Here is a 19,451-nt window from a genome sequence, read left to right on the forward strand (position 1 = left end):
TCCGATCATTTTGGTTACAAAAAAGTTTAATTACTCCTATTTATATAAGAAAGAAATACATTTCTTGTCGAAGGAAACGCAAGTGTATCCCAAGGAGTATGAGCAAAATCAAAAAAGTTCCCTCTTTGTTTTCCATGTTAACCATCACATCTTCTCTATCTGCAATTGCTTCGTATGTCAATTGTATCAGTCCATCTTTTGCAGAAGAGAAATAATTTCCTTTACCTCTATCAAAAGTCCCGTTTCTTCTTTTACTTCATTTTTTATGGTTTCACATGCCCGGGCTCTACGTGACCTCCTTGAAATGCCCACAGTCCTTTTCCTGAATCTTCGTTTTGTTGAAGCAGCAATACTTTTACTTTATTCTTTTCTTTATTTAATAAAAACGCTACTACTGCAAGCTTTGGATCTAAGTAAAAAATGAATTGACAATGATGGCAAATCAATTGCGGTTGATCGGGTATATGGACATCTTCTAAAGAGATCGGCTGCCCAACGAGGATAATATTTAAAATCTTCTTTTTTATACTTCCATTGATAGGTGAAATAAACATCATTGCTCATGGTTATATATCCTTGCTGATAGATTCATTATCCCAAAGGGAATAGAACTTCATTTTTACTTGTTCAAACAATGTATGTTCGCCTTTAATTTTGTATAGGGTAAATCGTGGTCTATTTTTTTCGGAATATAATCTGTAATTTCCACCACTAGCTTGCTTGTTTCTCCCTTATCAAATCCAGTAATGATATAAGGGAATATAGTATAGTACTATATGTCTATATCTTCAAACGTGGCATGAGTTCAGAGGGTAAAGATTTTCTAATTTGATTTTGTTTTCTTATGGAGTTACGAATTTCATAATGAAAATCTTTTCTGTCTTCTTCATCTTCTAAAAAAGTAACAATAGAAAAGTTTGATGTGATCCAATCCGGATCTAAGATAAGTAAAAACACTTCTCCATAACTTCTCTTTAAGAAATCACTGGAATCTTCCAAGAAGTTGCTCCACGTTCGCCCGAATTCCATGAGCTTTTAGGAGTAACTATTAGGTATCCTCCTTTTGTTGCTCGTTTCTTTACTACTTGTATGAGTCATCCAAAACTAGAGGAATACAAAGTTTCTCATCCAACGTCTCCTATAACACTTCCATGTCAGCCCCACGGTTTACCACAAGTGAAATTTTCAACTCATTTATATTAGTGAAGTTATATGTATAAGTGAGCGACCAGCCGACATCCTTTTATTTCACTCCCAAAACTTTCGATCTAGAGTCCGGTATTGGATCGCTTCGGCAATGTGAGCAACCTCGATATTCACCTTTCCTGCTAAATCTGCTATTGTTCGAGCCACTTTTAAAATTCGATCATGGGCTCTTGCGCTTAATCCTAATGCATCAAAAGATTGGCGCAATAGCTCTAAAGATGAGGGATCCAGTTCGCAATATTTCCTTATCTCAGATGGAGTCATCGTACTGTTGCATAGTGTAACAGATTTGGAAAAGCGTTCATTTTGAATCTTTCTAGCTTGGTTTACTCGTTGACGAACGATCTCAGAAGATTCATTGGTTGTTTTGTTTGATAACGTGCCGAAGTCTACTCTTGGAACTTCTACATGCAGGTCGATTCGGTCGAGGAGTGGACCAGATATTTTCGCTCGATAGCGTTGTACTTGTTGGGCATTGCATGTACAAGGGCGATCTTGATCGTATCCGAAATATCCACATGGACATGGATTCATCGAACCTACTAGAACAAACTCTGCCGGAAATGTAAGAACGGCACGAGCTCTTCCCAAAGTGACTTCCCGATCTTCCAATGGTTGGCGCAGTACTTCTAAGGAGGACTTCGAAAATTCGGGTAATTCATCTAAAAACAAGACCCCTCGATGTGCTAGACTCACTTCCCCAGGTTTGGGAATAGCTCCTCCACCTACTAATCCTGCTTGAGAAATCGTATGATGCGGAGAACGAAATGGACGTTCTGCTATCAATTTTCCTCTATCTTGAATAAGTCCTGCAATACTACAGATCTTTGTTACTTCTAATGATTCTTGTGTATCCATATTTGGTAATATGGTTGAGATTCTCCTTGCTAGCATCGTTTTCCCTGAACCAGGAGGACCGATCAGCAGCAAATTGTGAGATCCAGCGGCTGCTACTTCCATTGCTCTTTTGACATGAGTTTGTCCTTGGACATCTGCTAAATCTAGCAAAGGAACTAGCGAATCTAGTGTGTCCTCCGTATGTATAGGCATTGGCTCCCATTCTCCTTTAAAATAGAGCATTGCCTGCTGCAAAGTTTCTACGGGGATAACTTCCATTCCACTTACCAATTCTGCTTCTGTTGCATTCTTCAATGGGAGTAACACTTTTTTTAGACCTCTCTCCTTTGCTGCCATTACCATTGGTAACACTCCAGACAAAGGACGGAGTGACCCATCTAATGCCAACTCTCCCACGATTAAATATTGACTAAACTCTTTTATCTCAGCTTGCCCACTAGCCATCATCACACCTAGGGCTATTGCTAGATCAAAAATTGATCCCTCTTTTTTTATGTCTGCTGGTGCTAGATTCGTTGTGATTCGTTGGAGTGGAAAGTTTGCCCCGCTATTGCGAATAGCCACTCTCACTCGCTCTTTTGCTTCCCTCACTGCTGAATCTGGCAATCCAACGATATCGAACATCGGCAGACCATTGCTAATATCTACTTCTACTTCTACCAAAAAGCCATCTACGCCCAGCACACTTGCACTCATTAATTTGGCATACACCTGCAGCACCACCCGAACACATTTTCTGTATACTTTGTTCCACACACATGATCGTATTTCCTTTTTGGTTTTTGAACTTGAGAGATAAAATAAACAAGGGATAACAAAAAAATAGTTATCCCAGACACGTTCTGTTATCTCCAATCATTTAAATTATATTTTATGTACTTTTAATTGTTCTAAGGCTATAAGAGGCTTAGGGGGTAAACAATAAGATCCCCCACTAATCATGCTATTTACTAGTAAAGCGGTTTTTAGTTTCATTACTTTTTTTATATGATTCAATAAGTCCTTTTTGTTTGTTGCATGATACCTATAAGGATGTACCTTAAAAGAAATAAGATATAAAAGACATGCCATTTTCCTTCGCGAAATCTAAGGTGGTATTGACAAAGGCTAAATTTCTCATAGAGACTCTTTTTCCTAACTGAATAATGGGTTCTGAATGTTTATCCAGTAACCTCTCACTAAATAATTGTCCAATTGCTTCCAATTTTTCTTCTTCAGAGTTATAATTAGATGAATTGGTATGATTTGTGTATTCCTTAGCTACTAGAATGCTTCTGTTTTTACTGTCTATGTCCCATCTCCACACATTTTTAAACGTTTGAGTATGTACCTCCTGAAAAATAAGTTCCGCAATGGACTGATCTTCAATCCTTTTGAACAGAATATAGTGAAGTGCAAACTGCCTAAGATGTAACAATTCCGTTCTAATTTTGGTTTGGTCAACTTCAGAGTAGAGTAATTCAATCGCTGAAACCGCTTTTTCGTCTTCGTTGTTGGCATCCATCAAAAAGTCATGATAAACATTTGCTATTTCTGCAATTTGTTCCATCGCACTACCCCTTCTTCTTTATCAGCTATGTATCCCCAAATAAAATCGTACTTCACATGATTACCATCCTATTACCATTTATTATTTGATTAATTCTTGCTTTTGTAAATAGTTTCTATAAATTTTTATTTGTGCTGAGAAAGTTTATTTTTGTTATCTTTTTTCTCTATACAAAGATAAGCACATAATTACTAGTTTCAATATCTTATCGATATAATAAATAAGTGCTGTGGACTTCATCCAACACTTTTGTAAAAAACGAAGATATTTTTCAACAATCCAATTTATCAATCCACTCCATAGATTGATAGACAAGATGTAAAAAAAGAAAATAAACATCAATGTAAGAATAAAAAGATAATACATTTTTGTTATATTTATGTTATTATTTTGTATATTGCTTAAATTAGAGGAGGATTATACACGTGATAGAAAATGGCAATAAAGTGGTAATTACCATTGCAGCTAAAAATAGAGGAATTTCCCTCATACTTACCCTTTTATTTGGCTCTTTTGGATTATTGTACACAACTATTTCTGGTTTTTTCATTATGCTGGCAATTGAAGTTTTTGTAGCGATTTTCACTTTAGGGTTTGGGTTAATTATCACTCATATTATTTGTGCAGTCTGGGGAGTCATGGCGGTTGACAAATATAATAAGGAACTTTTAAGCAAAGCAAATACTAGTTTGTAGCTTTTTGTACAATCAACCACTTTATTATGTCAAATGACCCTTTCTAAATAATCAGATATAAATCAATAGATTTATTTTACATATTTGAAATTTCGATCAAAAAAACTACAAGACCTCGTTATTGTCTCTCTATTTCAAATGGAATTTCCAAAATATCAACATACATAGTATCTACACCATGTTTCATGTTAAAATCGCACTCCTCTTGTGAAGTTATTCACATATCGATGTCAAAACAACTCCTATCCTCTTTGTGCCATTTGGTCTTTCCAAGAAAAACCACTTCTGATTAAATTTCAGAAGTGGTTTTTCTTCACTCTACATCCCTCTCGGTAGTTCTTTAAATTTCTCTACTTGAGATTGGATAGCTACTTCAGTTGCTAATCGTTCAATACTAGAAGCACCAAAGAAGCCCGCGATTCCATTTGTTAAATGTAAGATTTCCGCAACATCAGATGGTTCTGCTATTGGCCCTCCATGACACAAAATCAAGATAGACGGGTTTATCTCCGTTGCTGCGTCGTGAATCGCTTGAATTCGTTCTGCTGATTTTTCTAGTGTTAATGCAGTTTCCGCTCCTATTGATCCTTTGGTAGTCAATCCCATATGAGCTACCAAAACATCTGCTCCCGCTTCCGTCATCTTTACCGCTTGTTCCTCATCAAAAACATATGGACATGTAAGCATGTCTAATTCATGAGCCTGACGGATCATCTCTACTTCTAAGTCAAATCCCATCCCAGTTTCCTCTAAATTTTGTCGAAAGACACCATCGATCAAACCAACAGTTGGAAAATTTTGCACTCCATCAAACCCCATTTCTTTTAATTGCCGTAAAAAAACGGGCATTTGTCGAAAAGGGTCAGTTCCACAAACACCGGCTAAAACGGGAGTAGATTGTACAATCGGTAAAACTTCACTTGCCATTTCTGTCACAATTTTATTCGCATCTCCATATGGAAGTAGTCCTGCAAGTGATCCACGTCCTGCCATCCGATAGCGTCCAGAGTTATATATGATAATTAGATCAGCACCTCCACGCTCAGCAAACTTTGCAGAGATACCCGCTCCAGCTCCACACCCAATAATCGCTTTTTCCTGTTGCACCGTGGCATGAAGTTTGTTTAAAGATTCTTTTCGTGAAATAAATGGCATTTTTTAGTCCCTCATTTCATCTTCTAAGAGTTCAAGTAATTTCTCACTTACTTGATCAGAAAACTCTTGGTCATTGATATTACAATCTATCTCGTAAACTGGTATATTATTGCGAACTTTATCTTTTATCGTTTGAAAAAGAGCATCATTTGCTGCTGGATCCCAAAACATACCTCCGGGAGAATCTAATTCAGAAATACCTTGCAGTGGCAGGAAAATTGCAACGGGACCTGTCGCTTGATTTAATTTCCTTGCTAATAGAGAACCTAATCTCTGATTCTCATCTGGCGTAGTACGCATCAATGTCACATTGGAATTCCATTCATAAAGTTGGCGATTTTTAAAACGATCTGGAACCGTATTTATTCCCCAAAAATTAACCATATCTAAACATCCAGGAGCTACAACTTGTGGAATGCCTTTTTTTGCAGCAGCATCTAAACGGGTTGGACCTGCATTTAAAACTCCTCCAACTAAATAATCTGCCAACTCTGTGGGAGTTACTTCCAACACACCTCTTATGAATCCCTTTTCAATAAGAGACTCCATCGTTTTTCCACCAGTACCGGTAGCATGAAAAACCATAACTTCATAACCTTTATTCTCTAACTTGTTTTTACAATAGTTAACAAGTGTTGTTGTATTGCCAAACATTGAAGCCGTAATTATCGGTTTGCTCTCAATTCTCGGAACACCCGTTTGCACCATACCAATAATTGCGCCAACTGCATTTGCATAGATCTGTGCGCTGACCCGATTTAATCCAGATACATCTAAAATCGAAGGAAACATTACCACATCACTAAATCCAACATACGGCTGTGTATCTCCAGCAGCTACAGTGCTAACCATAACTTTTGGTACTCCAATTGGAAGCGCTCTTAATCCAGCTGAACCAATAATAGTTCCGTTTGTACCTCCCATCGAAAAACCAGCATCAATTTGGCCTTTTTCAAATAACCTCTTCATTGTGACAGCAATTCCCTTGGTCATCACATGCATGGCAAACGATTTGTCTTTTTTACGCCGAAGTTCCTTTATGGTAGTTCCACCGTCATTGGCTACTTGATTAGCTGTAACATCAACTTCCAATGTTGGTTCTCCAAGTATTCCTGTATTAATGATGAGTGTCCGATAGCCTCGATGTTCAATCTCTCTCTTGATAAAGGCATAATCACTGCCTTTCGTATCCATTGCTCCAATAATAGCTATTGTTTTAGTCATGTGTTCTCTCCTCTTCTAAATTAAATGAAATGAAAAAAATACGAAAGATAGTATGATGGAGTATTCTAAAATAATACTCATTTATAATTATTATATTATTTTAACCATTTTTTTCATATACAGAGGAGAAAGAAAAATTAATATACTAGAGAAAGCCGCAAAACAAAGAAAACTTGCCATATTTGGCAAGTCATAAAGGACGACATCTCATATTGGAAAACAATTGTGCTCCATAGGGCTTATAGCTCTATCAACTTTGTTAGTATGAATACTTGGTTATGAGCCGTTCTATAGAAGGGTGTTTCATTTTTCGTTTCTTACTTTTATTCACGGATAAACGTTTGAACTTTTCCAGCTTCTATTTCTTTAAAATCAGGTAATTGAGTCAATGCTTGTTCAGATCCACCAGGATTATAAAATGCCAATAACCGGAGAGGTTCCCAGCTACTATTATAAGTGGAGTGATAGATAGCTTTTGGAATATAAATGACATCTCCTGCTTTAATGGTGAAAGATTGTTGATCATCAATCATTTGTTTGCCTTCACCAGATAATACATAAAGAACTTCTTCCGCTTCCGGATGAACATGACGCTCATGGCCTTGACCTGGAAGTAAAATCACTTCACCGAAAGTAAGGTTAGCATCTTTGTTTTGATTCGGTGTCACAAACCATTTGATTACTCCCCAGTCAAATGAATGTGTTGGAACATCACTGGGTTTAATATTTTTCATCTGTATCTCCCTTTCATCATAGTAGCAATTTTTATAATGATATGATTTTTATTCATTATTAATCATATATTCTCCATTGTTTAGATACGATCCTGCATGATATTCACAGTTGTTCTTCGCTAAAACAAGAAAAAGGAGTTTCCTTTATTCTTCCCATTATTCTTCCATTAGCTTAATCTATCCATTTGTTGTCAACTACTTCTTCTTCGACTTTCATTCCGATAACTGCCAATTGCGAAAACATTTGAAAATGGGTAAACTATAAATACAGATTGTCAGGCGAATCAAAGGAGAGCAGCATGCTCGCCACCATCAACTCCTTGCCCACGATGCCCCTCCTGCCGGAGGTCGACTCCATCCAGTGGAGGGAGACCCAGAAGCCCTACTCGAACACGTCGAAGAGCGACTTCGCCACGCACAAGTGGCAGGTGACGCACACCGACGGTGTCTGCCCCAAGACCAGCATCCAGGTGTCGCGGACGACCATGAACAGGTCGATCACCAAGCTCAACAAGACCACGAACCGCTTCACGATCATCGACGAGTGGCAGGTCGGTCAGCACAAGTGCAAGCTGCGGACCACCGACGAGTTCGACATCCAGCTGGAGTGGACCGAACCCATCATGGGGGAGGTGATCTTCCACCAGAAGGACGTGTACCCGCCGTACTACGTCAAGAGCAGGTGGGGTTACGGGAAGCGTTCCTACGGGCGACAGATCACCGAAGACATCCGCTGCTTCAAGTGGGAGTGGATCGAGGACGGGTTCCAGCACACGATCCAGAAGTTCGAGGGTCCGAAGGTCAAGATCGAGGACACCGACAACGAGTGGCAGCAGCGTATGTACTGGCGGCACACCCGCTCCGACGGTAACTCCGAGGAGATCATCGACTCGAAGGACGAGGTCATCACGTACAACGGTGAGATCATCGTCATGCAGATGATCTCGTCGTCGAGCAAGACGGAGTTCTACCACTACAGCTGCGACACCGGCAAGCTCTACCGCTGGTACATCGAGCAGGGAGAGGTGGAGGAGCTCTTCGAAGTCGACGAGCAGGACATCCTCTACAACTACCGGATGAAGGTGGACGGGAAGATGTCCTGGAGGATCAGGAAGAACTCCGACACCTCCAAGTGGGAGGTCTTCCGCTACAAGGAGAACCGGATCTTCTGGAAGTTCCGTCTCCGGCTCGACGAGAACAACCAGCTGCGAGTGAAGAGCAACGGTCTCGTGAACGTCGAGGACGACACCACGAGCTGGTGGACGAAGCTGGACCTCCCCAAGAAGATGCTGGAGGCGTTCTCCTTGACGACCTGACAGCAAAGGGCTGCTGATCGGAAAAAATTCCGACCAGCAGCCCAACACATTTTAAACCCCAATATCATCACATTTCTAAAAGCCAAAGATAACCGTTTGGTATTTCTAAGTTCTTTCTCTCTACGATTGAAAACCCAGATCCCTTTATGATACCTTCCAACGATTGATAAGCTCGTGTCTCAATTTTTTGTAGTCGATGAACAAAATCAAATGCGGGAGCAAATACCTCTGGAGATGAAGTACCATGTTCAGGTGTAAAGTTGTCCATAAACAGCATATAACGACTATTTGGGAATGTTTGTTTAAATGAGCGCAACATTTCTATACAAACATCATCATCCGTTATATGATGCATAAAAAAATCGCAGATGAGCAGATCAACTTCTGGATATATCCCTTTCATGTTTGTATAATCTGCATAGTAAGCATGAATAGCAGCAGAAGTATTCATTTGAATATTTTTGTTTGCGAGTTCCACCATTTTCGGACTTTTTTCAAATCCTATCCCCTCGAGATTAAATTCTTCACAGAGTGAAATCAAAACTTCTCCTGAACTACAGCCCATATCACATAATACACCTTGTGGCTGTAAGCTTGATATAACCTCTCTTAAAACAGGTGTGATTAGTCTTTTTTTGATCAAAGATGCAGAATAAGCAACTTGATCTAAATCATAATCGACATCCGGTTTTGGAACATACAAGTTTTTTGCAATCTCCACACTGTCAGCCATTACTTTACCATAGGCGTTAAACCAATGAATAAACATATCGATGTCCTGCACTACTTCTCGTCCAGACTCTGTCAACAAATACTGTTGTTTTTCATCCTTCACGATATCTGCATACGTTAAAGCTTGCAATGCTCCGATGATAGCCATGTGATGTGGATATCGTTCACTTTCTACGATTTCTTTTTTACTGACAGCTCGTTTTTCCAAAATGGGAAGAAGACCCACAGAATGGAGTACCAATAAAGCATGGCAACCAATTCCATAAGTAAACATTTTTTTGCTAGTATTTTGTATGGATGGTGATGGAAATAGTGTTTTTGTCATGTTATACCCTCCAAAATATATGAATAAAAGTTATGCTGCTCTCGTTGAAATTTATTATTATCATTATTAATTACCATACTACTTAGGATATAATTTGAAAAGTATTAGCTATTAATATTATCAAATACTAAATTTCTATTTGTTAGAAACATAAAAAAAGACTAGCAAGATTTTCATCCCCTAGTCTACTTTACTGACTTGTCATTTTATTTAGCTAACGTCTCAAACCCATCGCATGTTCTACTTCTTTCATGGTCCTAGAAGCTACTTCTCTAGCTTTTGCAGCTCCTTCATCTAAGATTAGATCCAGTTCCGATGTAGATATAAGCTCGTTATATCGAGCTTGAATAGGACGGAGTATTTCTATTACGGCTTCTGCTGTATCTACTTTCAGATGTCCATAGCCTTTGCCCATATATTCCTGCTCTAGTTGCTCAGTGGTTTTTCCTGTGCAGAGGGAATGGATAGCAAGCAGGTTAGATACACCTGGTTTATTTTCTTTATCAAAACGAATCGTATTGTCAGAATCAGTTTGAGCACGCTTTAATTTCTTTAAGATATCTTTCTCGCTATCCAGCAAGCGAATGGTTGCATTCTGATTAGCATCGGACTTGCTCATTTTTTTAGTAGGATCTTGCAACGACATGATGCGTGCTCCTACTTTTGGTGTTCGCATCTTCGGAAGTGGGAACAGTTCTCCAAAACGGTGGTTAAATCGGCCAGCCAAATCGCGTGTTATTTCAATATGTTGTTTCTGATCATCTCCCACGGGTACATCTGTCGTTTTATAAAGCAGCATATCTGCTGCCATTAATGGCGGGTAAGTCAAAAGACCAGCAGGAATAGACTCTCCTCTGTTTTGTGCTTTTTCTTTAAACTGAGTCATTCTTTCTAGTTCGCCCACATAAGAAATAGTCTGCATCACCCATGCCAACTGGGCATGTTCTGCCACTTCTGATTGGACAAATAAGGTAGTTTTTTTGGGATCTAATCCTACTGCTAAGTAAAGTGCAGCTAAACTTCTCGTATTATCACGAAGTTGTTTTGGATCTTGTGGAACAGTGATCGCATGTTGATTGACAATACAAAAGTAACTTTCCTCTTCTTCTTGATAATCGACAAAATGCTTGATTGCACCTAAATAATTTCCTAATGTTAATGTTCCGCTTGGCTGAACACCTGAAAATACAACTGCCATCTTTCTCATTTCCTCCTCAATAGAAAAAAGCCCATTTCGCCCTTTTATTAGGGACGAATGGACCGCGTTGCCACCCTAGTTATTTTCCACATAAGAAAATCGCTTCATTACACTCGTATCGTGAGTAAGACGATAAAGCTCCCAAGCCCATTCCACTAAATTCCTATGCTTGTTCCCACCAACCACAAGCTCTCTAAAAAAGGAGGGTAAAGTGTACTTTTCTTGTTCATCGCTTTGAATTTATCCTATTGCGCAAAAGAATACCATCAATTGCGTGATAAGTCAAAAGTTTGGCGGCTCCGGAGAAATGATTCCAGAGCCTTAGCCAGATCAGTGTACCAGAACGAAGTCCGGGTATGAGCCTCTCATGAAGCGGAGTTTCCCATCCACTTCTCCATCACGGATCAGGATTACCTTCTCACGCAGGATTACCTCTTCCCCTCGGAAGGTGTGGAACTGCTGCTTGCAATTGCAGCTGATCAACACAGTGGCATCTCCTGTAATCGTCAGAGAATTGGGTCCTTCCTTGATCTTTTTGCCAGAGACGGAGAAACAGCTCTCCTTTCCGTTTGTAGAAAGAATACCGTCCATTCCGTCGACGTCCCTGGTGATAATGCGGATGTGCATACTCCCTCTTTCTGTGGTTCTGTCTGACATTAGCTTTAGTATATTCTAAAATTTCAAATAATAATAGATTAAAATTTTAAACTATTTGTTCCATAGGAAATTCATCTCAAACAATCGAAATACTACTGTATGCCTTATCTTTCATTTTAGAAAGGACTTTTTATGCAGACTTTACTTTCTCCTTATCATGTTGATTTGTGGCTGTATTCTATTCATCCTCACGAACACAATCTGTCAGAACTATTCTCTATCTTGTCCCAAGCAGAACAAGAAAAAGCAAAAAAATTTCATTTTGCCTCTGATCGAAAGAAATATGTTATCAGCCATGGTATCATGCGACGCTTATTAGCATCGTATATAGGATGTGAGCCATTAAAAATCCATTATCAAGTTAATGAGTATGGAAAACCTTCTATGTCTACTGCTCAAACACCTATCCATTTTAATTTGACTCACTCTGATAATCTAGCTGGTTTAGCCATTGCTTCCAGTCCAGTTGGTGTGGATATAGAAAAAATAAAACCGCTTGATGACTACTTATCCATGACAAAACATTTTTTATCGCCCAAAGAAAGTCTCATTTTCCAATCATTAGCTCAGCAAGAACAACAACTCACTTTTTATCGGGCTTGGACAAGAAAAGAAGCCTATATCAAAGCGATCGGGATGGGTCTTTCTTATCCAGTTGAACAAGTTACAATCGGTTTGCAAGAGAAAGCCGAGTTATTAGAAGATCAAGCAAATCCAGCTAACATAAGCAAGTGGTCGCTTTTCTCATTTGAGTATGAAGGTTATATAGGAGCCATTACGATCCCTAAAAACAGCCAATACGAAATAAAAATAATCAAATAGGTTATGATGGTTGCAGAACGCTCCATACAACATACTATAATCGAGTTTTTACCACAGTCGATAGATCCTTGATACCACCTTCACCACGAAAGATAAAAATGAGTCAAAAAAACCTCTTCCACACATAGGAAGAGGTTTTTTTGACTCTAATAATCTTCTTCTGATTTTCCACCAGATACGATTTCTACACCAGCACTTGCTCCGATTCGATTAGCTCCTGCTTCGATCATTGCTTTCATATCATCGGCACTTCTTATTCCACCAGATGCCTTTACACCCACTTTTTCCCCCACTGTTTTTCTCATGAGTGCAACTACTTCTGTCGTAGCACCCCCGGTAGAAAAACCAGTTGAAGTCTTTACAAAATCAGCACCTGCTTGTACTGCCAATTGACTACCACGAACAATTTCATCTTCCGTCAAGAGACATGTTTCTAAGATGACTTTTACAAGCGCTTTTCCTCGCGCTTCCTCTACTACTGCTTGTATGTCTTGGAGCACATATGGATCATTACCTTCTTTTAATGCACCGATCGAAATGACCATATCTACTTCTGTCGCACCTTGTTCAATCGCCAATTTGGTTTCAAATACTTTTACTTCTGTTAGCGTTGCGCCTAGAGGAAATCCTACCACGGTACAAACTTTTACGCTTGGTGTATCTTTTAAAATCTCATATGCAGTAGCAACTTTGTTTGGATTTACACATACAGAAGCAAAACGATACTGTTTGGCTTCTTCCGCTAGTTTTTGAATATTTGCCGTAGACGCATCTGCTTTTAATAGCGTATGATCGATCATTTGAGCATATTGGTCCACAATACCCTTCCTTTCCATTCCATTTTCGTTTCTTATTTACCTACTAATTGTTTTGCCTTATCCACTACATTCTCCACCGTGAATCCATATTTTTCAGCTATTACCTCACCTGGAGCAGAAGCGCCATAAGTCGTTATACCTAAAATCATACCGTCACGTCCTGTATAACGTTCCCATCCAAGTGGATAAGCCATCTCAATCGCTAATCGATGCTGGACATCTGGGAGTAAGACAGACTCTTGATATTCTTTGCTTTGCTGTTCAAATAGTTCCCAACTAGGCATACTCACTACTCGAGTTGCAATACCTTCTTTCTCTAAGGCATGGTGTGCTTCCATTGCTAAGCTCACTTCAGATCCTGTTGCGATGAAGATCAATTCTGGCTGCACTCTATCAGAGGGATCTGCTAGGACATATGCTCCCCGAGCCACACCTTCGTCAGCTTTTTCAAATGTGAGATGTGGTAATTTTTGTCGCGATAATATGAATGCGACTGGCCCTTTTGTTTGACTGAGAGCATACCGATATGCAGCAAATGTTTCGCTAGCATCCGCTGGACGAATGACGGTTAAATCAGGGATTGCACGTAATGATGGAAGATGTTCGATTGGCTCATGGGTAGGGCCGTCTTCACCTACTGCGATACTATCATGGGTAAAAATATACATGACAGGTTGACCCATCATCGCTGCAAGACGGAAAACTGGGCGCAAGTAATCAGAGAAGACAAAAAATGTGGCACCATAAGGACGAACTCCACCATGGAGAGAAAGTCCATTTAAGGCTGCTCCCATCGCATGTTCACGGATTCCAAACCAGATATTCCTCCCATCATAAGACTCTTTACTAAAAATAGAATAATCTTTTAGATGTGTCTTATTCGAAGATGCTAGATCTGCTGAGCCACCTAATAATGAAGGTACACGCTTAGCTAAAGAATTGAGCGCTACCTCAGATGCTTCTCGAGTAGCTAAAGCAGCGGATTTTTCATCATAAACCGGCAATAGATCATCCCATTCTTCTGGCAAATCTCCTGCGATTGCTTGTTTGAATTGGGTTGCTAATTCTGGATATGCTGTTTCATATGCTGCAAATAATTGATTCCATTCGTCCTCGAGCTTCTGACTTTTTTCAGCAAGTGGTTTTAAATATCTTTTTACTTCATCTGGTACAGTAAAAGATGGGTAATTCCAACCAAATGATTGTTTGGTCAGTTGAGTCTCTGCTGCACCTAATGGAGCGCCATGTGCTGCTGATTTTCCTGCTTTATTTGGGCTTCCATAGCCGATTACGGTTTTGATCTCAATCAAGGTTGGATGATCCAGATCCATCTGTGCTGCTTTTATTTTTTCTCCAATTGCAGCTGGATCATTTCCATCTTCAACACGTAAATATTGCCATCCATATGACTCAAAACGATTGGCTACATTTTCCGTGAAGGATTGGTTCAAATCTCCATCTAAGCAAATATCATTGGAATCATAGAGTACAATTAATTTTCCTAAACCCAAATGACCTGCAAGTGAAGCTGCTTCTGCTGTTACGCCTTCCATCAAATCTCCATCGCCACAAATAACATAGGTATAATGATCTACAACTGGAAACTGTCCTCGATTGTAGACTTTCGCCAAATGAGCTTCAGCCATTGCCATCCCTACAGCCATCCCGATACCTTGACCAAGAGGACCCGTTGTCGCTTCTATTCCAGCCGGAAAACCGAATTCAGGATGACCATGGGTAACACTTCCCCATTGCCGATAATTTTTTAAATCTTCAATTGTTAAATCATATCCGAGCAAGTACATGATGCTATAGAGAAGAGGCGAACCATGTCCCGCAGATAATACGAATCGGTCGCGATTAAACCAATGCGGATTGGATGGGTTTTGCTTTAAAAATTTGGTCCATAATTCATAAGCCATTGGTGCTGCACCTAATGGCATGCCTGGGTGACCGGAGTTGGCTTGTTCTACCATATCGATGGATAATGTTCGGATTGTATCAATGGTCAATTGCTCAAAGTTGTTGTTTTTTGTCATCTTTTTTCCTCGCACCCTTCTTTTTAAAGTAGAGAACCCCATTGCCCTTTATATACATTGGGTAAACGCAATGGGGTCTTTTCATCACTGTTTTATGCTGCTGCTTTTTCTTTTTTATTTTTGATAATGCCATGTACCACCAGAATAATAACAACAGCAATCGGAATTGCATAAACGAGTACAGGAGTTAATTTGATAAGATTACCGAAAATAAGTCCTACCGCCCCAAAGTCTGCATCACCAAATGTCGTTCCTTGGAATCCAAGAGAACCGAGTACTGGCAACAGTAGTGCAGGTAAGAAACTGATGATGAAACCGTTTGCCAACGAACCGAGGATAGCACCTCTTCTTCCTCCCGTTGCATTCCCAAATACCCCTGATGTCGCACCTGTGAAAAAGTGTGGAACAAGTCCTGGCACAATGACCTTTAAACCAAATAGCGGGAGAAGGAACATACTGATAATACCAGCGACAAAACTAAACAAGAAACCGATAATAACAGCGTTTGGTGCGAAAGGAAACACAGCAGGACAGTCTAATGCAGGCGTTGCATTTGGCACCACTTTATCTGCGATTCCTTTAAATGCTGGAACAATCTCAGCAATTACTAAGCGTACACCAGCGAGAACAATGTACACACCGGCAGCAAACGTAATCGCTTGGGTTATAGCAAATACAATAAAGTTTTGTCCACCACTTAATTGCGTTTCAATAAAGGTTTTTCCAGCAGCGAAAGATACCACAAAAAACATAATTGCCATCGTTAATGAAATCGCTACAGATGTATCTCTTAGGAAACCTAAACTTTTTGGTACTTTTACATCTTCTGTAGACTTCGAAGGATTTCCTAAATATTTTCCTACTGTTCCAGATACAAAGTAACCGATTGAACCAAAGTGACCTACTGCGATATCATCGGAACCAGTAATTTTGCGTACAGTAGGTTGTAGTAAAGCAGGTAGAAGAACCATTAATAATCCGAGAATAACCGAACCAATGAGTACTAAAGGAACTCCTTTGATTCCACCTGTAGAGAGAATAACTCCGATCATACAAGCCATATATAACGTATGGTGTCCAGTTAAGAAGATATAACGAAAACGGGTAAATTTAGCCAATAGGATGTTCGCAATCATCCCAAATAACATGATCATTGCTGTTTCTGTCGCAAATGTCTTCTGCGCCAATGCTACGATTGCTTCATTGTTTGGGATAACTCCTTGAATATGAAACCCTTCTTCAAACATTTTTCCAAAGAAATCAAGTGTTCCAGTGATAACGGTTGCACCAGCAGATAGGATAAAGAAACCCATTACTGTTTTGAGGGTGCCTGATACAGTGTCCGCTGCACTTTTTCTTTGTAACAGCAAACCAATTAGTGCAAATAAGCCGACCAATATTGCAGGTGTCCCTAAGATGTCTTTCATGATTAAGTCAAGCATATAAAAGGCCCCCTTATAGGAAATATATTGGATTATCAAGCATCTAAGATGTTCGCTTGTAACGCTTCTTTAAGCTCGTCCATACTAAACATATTTTTTAACGAAATCGTTTTACGTGAGTCTCCAGCGAGTTGATCCATGATGTCACCAGAACCGATATAGTAATCAGCTGGTTCTGATTTTGCGGTTGTTAAATCAGTGTGTGTTACTTCTGCATCAATACCAAGTTCTTTTGTCGCTTTTTTTACATTTAACTCCAACATAAAGCTACTTCCTAATCCTGATCCACAAACAACTAAAATTTTCATACTTAATTCCTCCTCAATTTTGTGAGTAGCGTGCAATTAATTCCAATACAGTCTGTTTGTTATCTGCCGCTAAAATGCGCTGGACATCCTTTTCGTTTGATAGCAGTTCGGATAATTGCGCAAGAGCCTTCAAATGAGATTCTTTGTCTACTGCTGCAAGCACAATCATTAGTTGCACAGGATTGTCGCTTTTTTCAAATAAGACCCCATCTTTTAAAGTGAGTAAACTCATTCCCATTCGCTTCACACCTTGTTCTGGTCTAGCGTGGGGAATGGCAATTTTAGGAGCAATCACCACATATGGACCTAGCTCTATAACATTGTTAATCATCGCTTCTACATACTCGTCTAGAACGGAGCCATTTGCAAGCATTGGTTGTGCTGCTAATTTTATCGCTGTTTTCCAATTCATTGTTGTCTGTTGGAGTTGGATCATATCTTCTGTTAATAACTCTTGTAGCACTGGTTTCACCCCTTTCGATAGTGTCTGTTTTTCAGTAGAGAAATATTGCACAAGCTCTTCCTTTAACTTTTTTTCGTCTACAATTGTGGTGTGTTTTTGAATGATATCCATTAATGCAGGTATGGAATAACGCGGTGACCATGTTTTTCGCTGAATGAGTAAATTAAACTTGTTTAACAATGTTTCTTTTTCTATGTCTGTTAAGATCGGATTAACATGAAATACAGGTATGGTGTGCTTGATTGGTATCGTGGAAACAATGAAATCGACATGATAGGCAGCTTTTTCATCAAATTCACGTAACGAAAGGATATTTACCACATCAACCGTTGTCAGCAAATTTTCGATTTGTGATTGCAACAATTGAGAAGTAGAAACTCCGTTACCACAAACGATCATGGTTCTTTTTCTCGCTTGAGGTTTTGTTCCTTCTCGCTTTAACCAACCACCAAAATACATAGCCAAGAAACCAATCTCATCTTCGTTCAGCGATTTACCAATATAATCCTCTAAATGATGGATCACTTTTTTCGTAAGTTGAAAAACCTCACCATATGTTTGCTGGATCGTTTTCACCAGTGGATTGTCTATCACCAGATCATACTTTAGGCGATAATAGGTTTGCTTCAAATGGTTGAGAAGATCTTCTTTTAGCTTGGGTGAGTCTTGAAAAAAAACACAAGCATAGCGTTGAAAATCAAATACCATCTGTTCAATAATCCATTTTAGGTTTTCTGTCACTTCGTTGTAATCAAACTCGTATTGATCTACGCGAATCGATATCCCTAAAAGATGCATAGTCAGATATGCTATCTCATCTTCTGGAAATGAAACTTGAAACATAGATTCCAGTCGCTTGCTGATGTAAGTAGCAACCTCATATTCGGGAGTTGTACAAAGAACTTCCTTTTCTTCCTCCTCAATATGGATGGTGCTTCCTTCTAGTAAGCGCTTACTGAATATCAATAGGCGCAACGATAATTGCTGATACATCTCATCGGTTATCTGGATTCCATATTTCGTTACGCTATCTCTTACCAACTCTTCTATAAATGGAAAATACTCATGAATGAACGAAAGTGTATTTTTTTCTATTTCATATGCAGAATCATTTAATTCACCGTTAAGCAAAACTTGTATTTCATTCACCAAATGATTCCAACCATCTGCTGCCAGTATATGAGATAGGTAGTACAAAAGAGCCTTTCGTTTCTGGTTCTCATCACCTTCAACGATATAACCATCGGTCCGTTGAAAATGTAGATGTAATTGAAACGAAGCAAATTCTTCTTTTAACTTGTTCACTTCATGGATGGTCGTCCCTCTACTCACTTTAATTTTTCTCATTAAATCTTTTAAAAACAATGGACTTCTAGTAGTTATCAAAGAAACAGCTAACAAGTTACGACGTTCTTTTTCGGAAAAGTAGTATTGCTGGGTATCAACTTCTTGTAATAGAGCAGGTACTTTTTGCTTGGTTGCTTCTGGTAATGATAAGCCTAACGAACGGACATTTTTGATTGGTTCCAAATCTTGGTCTTTTAGCCAATCGTTCGTTTTTTGCAAGTCATAGTAGAGTGTTCTTCTCGATATTTGTAATTTGTCTATTATCTCTTTTATTGGTACATATTCTTTTGCATGAGTCAGATGAGATAATAGGTGCACACTTCGTTCATCCAATCTTATCCTCCTCTCTTAGACTGTGCAGAATTTGTACGGTGATTGTGCCTACTTATATGTTACACCTTTTCTACAAATATAAAAGGTTTTACGCAGTCCAAATGCTGTTCTCTCTTTTGTGCAAAGGTTGTACTCTTGTTTTTTTAATTACAACCATATAAAAAACAAGGATTTTACGTTGATTTTGGCCTATTCACACATGTAATTTTTATTATCCCCCATTAATTGGA

18 protein-coding genes and 1 other annotated feature are annotated in these 19,451 nt (G+C 39.1%); of the genes, 3 read left to right on the plus strand and 15 right to left on the minus strand.

Annotated elements, in window-relative coordinates; all coding sequences use genetic code 11:
- Positions 1-263 precede the first annotated feature (263 nt).
- The 4 genes from GSM42_RS05365 to GSM42_RS05380 all read right to left on the minus strand — a co-directional run bounded on the left by GSM42_RS05365 (position 264) and on the right by GSM42_RS05380 (position 3,613).
- Positions 264-557, minus strand: coding sequence for an NUDIX hydrolase (locus tag GSM42_RS05365; RefSeq protein ID WP_160800534.1), 294 nt, complete (start codon positions 555-557; stop codon positions 264-266).
- 223 nt (positions 558-780) lie between these two features.
- Positions 781-999 (minus strand): hypothetical protein, encoded by a 219-nt coding sequence (locus GSM42_RS05370; protein WP_160800535.1) that lies wholly within the window; start codon positions 997-999, stop codon positions 781-783.
- Between the two features lie 249 nt (positions 1,000-1,248).
- Entirely contained in the window at positions 1,249-2,775 is a 1,527-nt protein-coding gene (locus tag GSM42_RS05375; protein WP_160800536.1) for a YifB family Mg chelatase-like AAA ATPase, read from the minus strand.
- Positions 2,776-3,103: 328 nt separating this feature from the next.
- The gene (locus tag GSM42_RS05380; protein ID WP_160800537.1) at positions 3,104-3,613 is read right to left on the minus strand and encodes a hypothetical protein; all 510 of its coding nucleotides are present in this window, start codon (positions 3,611-3,613) and stop codon (positions 3,104-3,106) included.
- Positions 3,614-4,038: 425 nt separating this feature from the next.
- Between GSM42_RS05380 and GSM42_RS05385 the strand changes: the two genes are divergently transcribed.
- The gene (locus tag GSM42_RS05385) at positions 4,039-4,308 is read left to right on the plus strand and encodes a hypothetical protein (protein ID WP_202404798.1); all 270 of its coding nucleotides are present in this window, start codon (positions 4,039-4,041) and stop codon (positions 4,306-4,308) included.
- A 318-nt stretch (positions 4,309-4,626) separates the two neighbouring features.
- On the opposite strand, the gene GSM42_RS05390 is transcribed toward GSM42_RS05385, so the two are convergent.
- From GSM42_RS05390 to GSM42_RS05400, 3 genes are all read right to left on the minus strand, one after another.
- Positions 4,627-5,463 (minus strand): phosphoenolpyruvate hydrolase family protein, encoded by an 837-nt coding sequence (locus GSM42_RS05390; RefSeq protein ID WP_160800538.1) that lies wholly within the window; start codon positions 5,461-5,463, stop codon positions 4,627-4,629.
- Positions 5,464-5,466: 3 nt separating this feature from the next.
- Entirely contained in the window at positions 5,467-6,687 is a 1,221-nt protein-coding gene (locus tag GSM42_RS05395; protein ID WP_160800539.1) for a Tm-1-like ATP-binding domain-containing protein, read from the minus strand.
- Positions 6,688-7,010: 323 nt separating this feature from the next.
- On the minus strand, positions 7,011-7,421 hold the full coding sequence (locus tag GSM42_RS05400; protein ID WP_160800540.1) for a cupin domain-containing protein: 411 nt from the start codon (positions 7,419-7,421) through the stop codon (positions 7,011-7,013).
- 299 nt (positions 7,422-7,720) lie between these two features.
- Here GSM42_RS05400 and GSM42_RS05405 point away from each other — a divergent pair, with 299 nt between their 5' ends.
- Positions 7,721-8,737: a hypothetical protein gene (locus tag GSM42_RS05405; protein ID WP_160800541.1), complete on the plus strand. Its 1,017-nt coding sequence runs from the start codon at positions 7,721-7,723 to the stop codon at positions 8,735-8,737.
- A 67-nt stretch (positions 8,738-8,804) separates the two neighbouring features.
- Here the strand turns inward: GSM42_RS05405 and GSM42_RS05410 are convergent, their stop codons facing one another.
- The 3 genes from GSM42_RS05410 to GSM42_RS05420 all read right to left on the minus strand — a co-directional run bounded on the left by GSM42_RS05410 (position 8,805) and on the right by GSM42_RS05420 (position 11,619).
- The gene (locus GSM42_RS05410; protein WP_160800542.1) at positions 8,805-9,794 is read right to left on the minus strand and encodes a class I SAM-dependent methyltransferase; all 990 of its coding nucleotides are present in this window, start codon (positions 9,792-9,794) and stop codon (positions 8,805-8,807) included.
- 214 nt (positions 9,795-10,008) lie between these two features.
- Positions 10,009-10,992: a tryptophan--tRNA ligase gene (gene trpS, locus GSM42_RS05415; RefSeq protein ID WP_160800543.1), complete on the minus strand. Its 984-nt coding sequence runs from the start codon at positions 10,990-10,992 to the stop codon at positions 10,009-10,011.
- Positions 10,993-11,038: 46 nt separating this feature from the next.
- Positions 11,039-11,231, minus strand: a binding site (T-box leader).
- 91 nt (positions 11,232-11,322) lie between these two features.
- Positions 11,323-11,619 carry a hypothetical protein gene (locus tag GSM42_RS05420; protein ID WP_160800544.1) on the minus strand — a complete coding sequence of 99 codons (297 nt, stop codon included), beginning with the start codon at positions 11,617-11,619 and terminating at the stop codon, positions 11,323-11,325.
- Positions 11,620-11,781: 162 nt separating this feature from the next.
- Between GSM42_RS05420 and GSM42_RS05425 the strand changes: the two genes are divergently transcribed.
- Complete coding sequence (locus GSM42_RS05425; protein WP_160800545.1) at positions 11,782-12,471, plus strand: 4'-phosphopantetheinyl transferase family protein; 690 nt, start codon at positions 11,782-11,784, stop codon at positions 12,469-12,471.
- Between the two features lie 146 nt (positions 12,472-12,617).
- Here GSM42_RS05425 and deoC read toward each other — a convergent pair whose 3' ends face one another.
- The 5 genes from deoC to GSM42_RS05450 form a co-directional block, all read right to left on the minus strand.
- Complete coding sequence (gene deoC / locus GSM42_RS05430; RefSeq protein WP_160800546.1) at positions 12,618-13,307, minus strand: deoxyribose-phosphate aldolase; 690 nt, start codon at positions 13,305-13,307, stop codon at positions 12,618-12,620.
- 14 nt (positions 13,308-13,321) lie between these two features.
- Positions 13,322-15,328: a transketolase gene (tkt, locus tag GSM42_RS05435; protein WP_160800547.1), complete on the minus strand. Its 2,007-nt coding sequence runs from the start codon at positions 15,326-15,328 to the stop codon at positions 13,322-13,324.
- 92 nt (positions 15,329-15,420) lie between these two features.
- On the minus strand, positions 15,421-16,770 hold the full coding sequence (locus GSM42_RS05440; RefSeq protein WP_160800548.1) for a PTS ascorbate transporter subunit IIC: 1,350 nt from the start codon (positions 16,768-16,770) through the stop codon (positions 15,421-15,423).
- A gap of 35 nt (positions 16,771-16,805) precedes the next feature.
- Entirely contained in the window at positions 16,806-17,078 is a 273-nt protein-coding gene (locus GSM42_RS05445; protein ID WP_160800549.1) for a PTS sugar transporter subunit IIB, read from the minus strand.
- A gap of 13 nt (positions 17,079-17,091) precedes the next feature.
- A complete protein-coding gene (locus GSM42_RS05450; protein WP_160800550.1) occupies positions 17,092-19,221 on the minus strand; it encodes a BglG family transcription antiterminator in 2,130 nt (709 codons plus the stop codon).
- Positions 19,222-19,451: the final 230 nt, after the last annotated feature.

The organism is Shimazuella alba, assembly GCF_009831235.1.
In the GTDB taxonomy this organism is placed as follows: Bacteria; Bacillota; Bacilli; order Thermoactinomycetales; family Thermoactinomycetaceae; genus Shimazuella; species Shimazuella alba.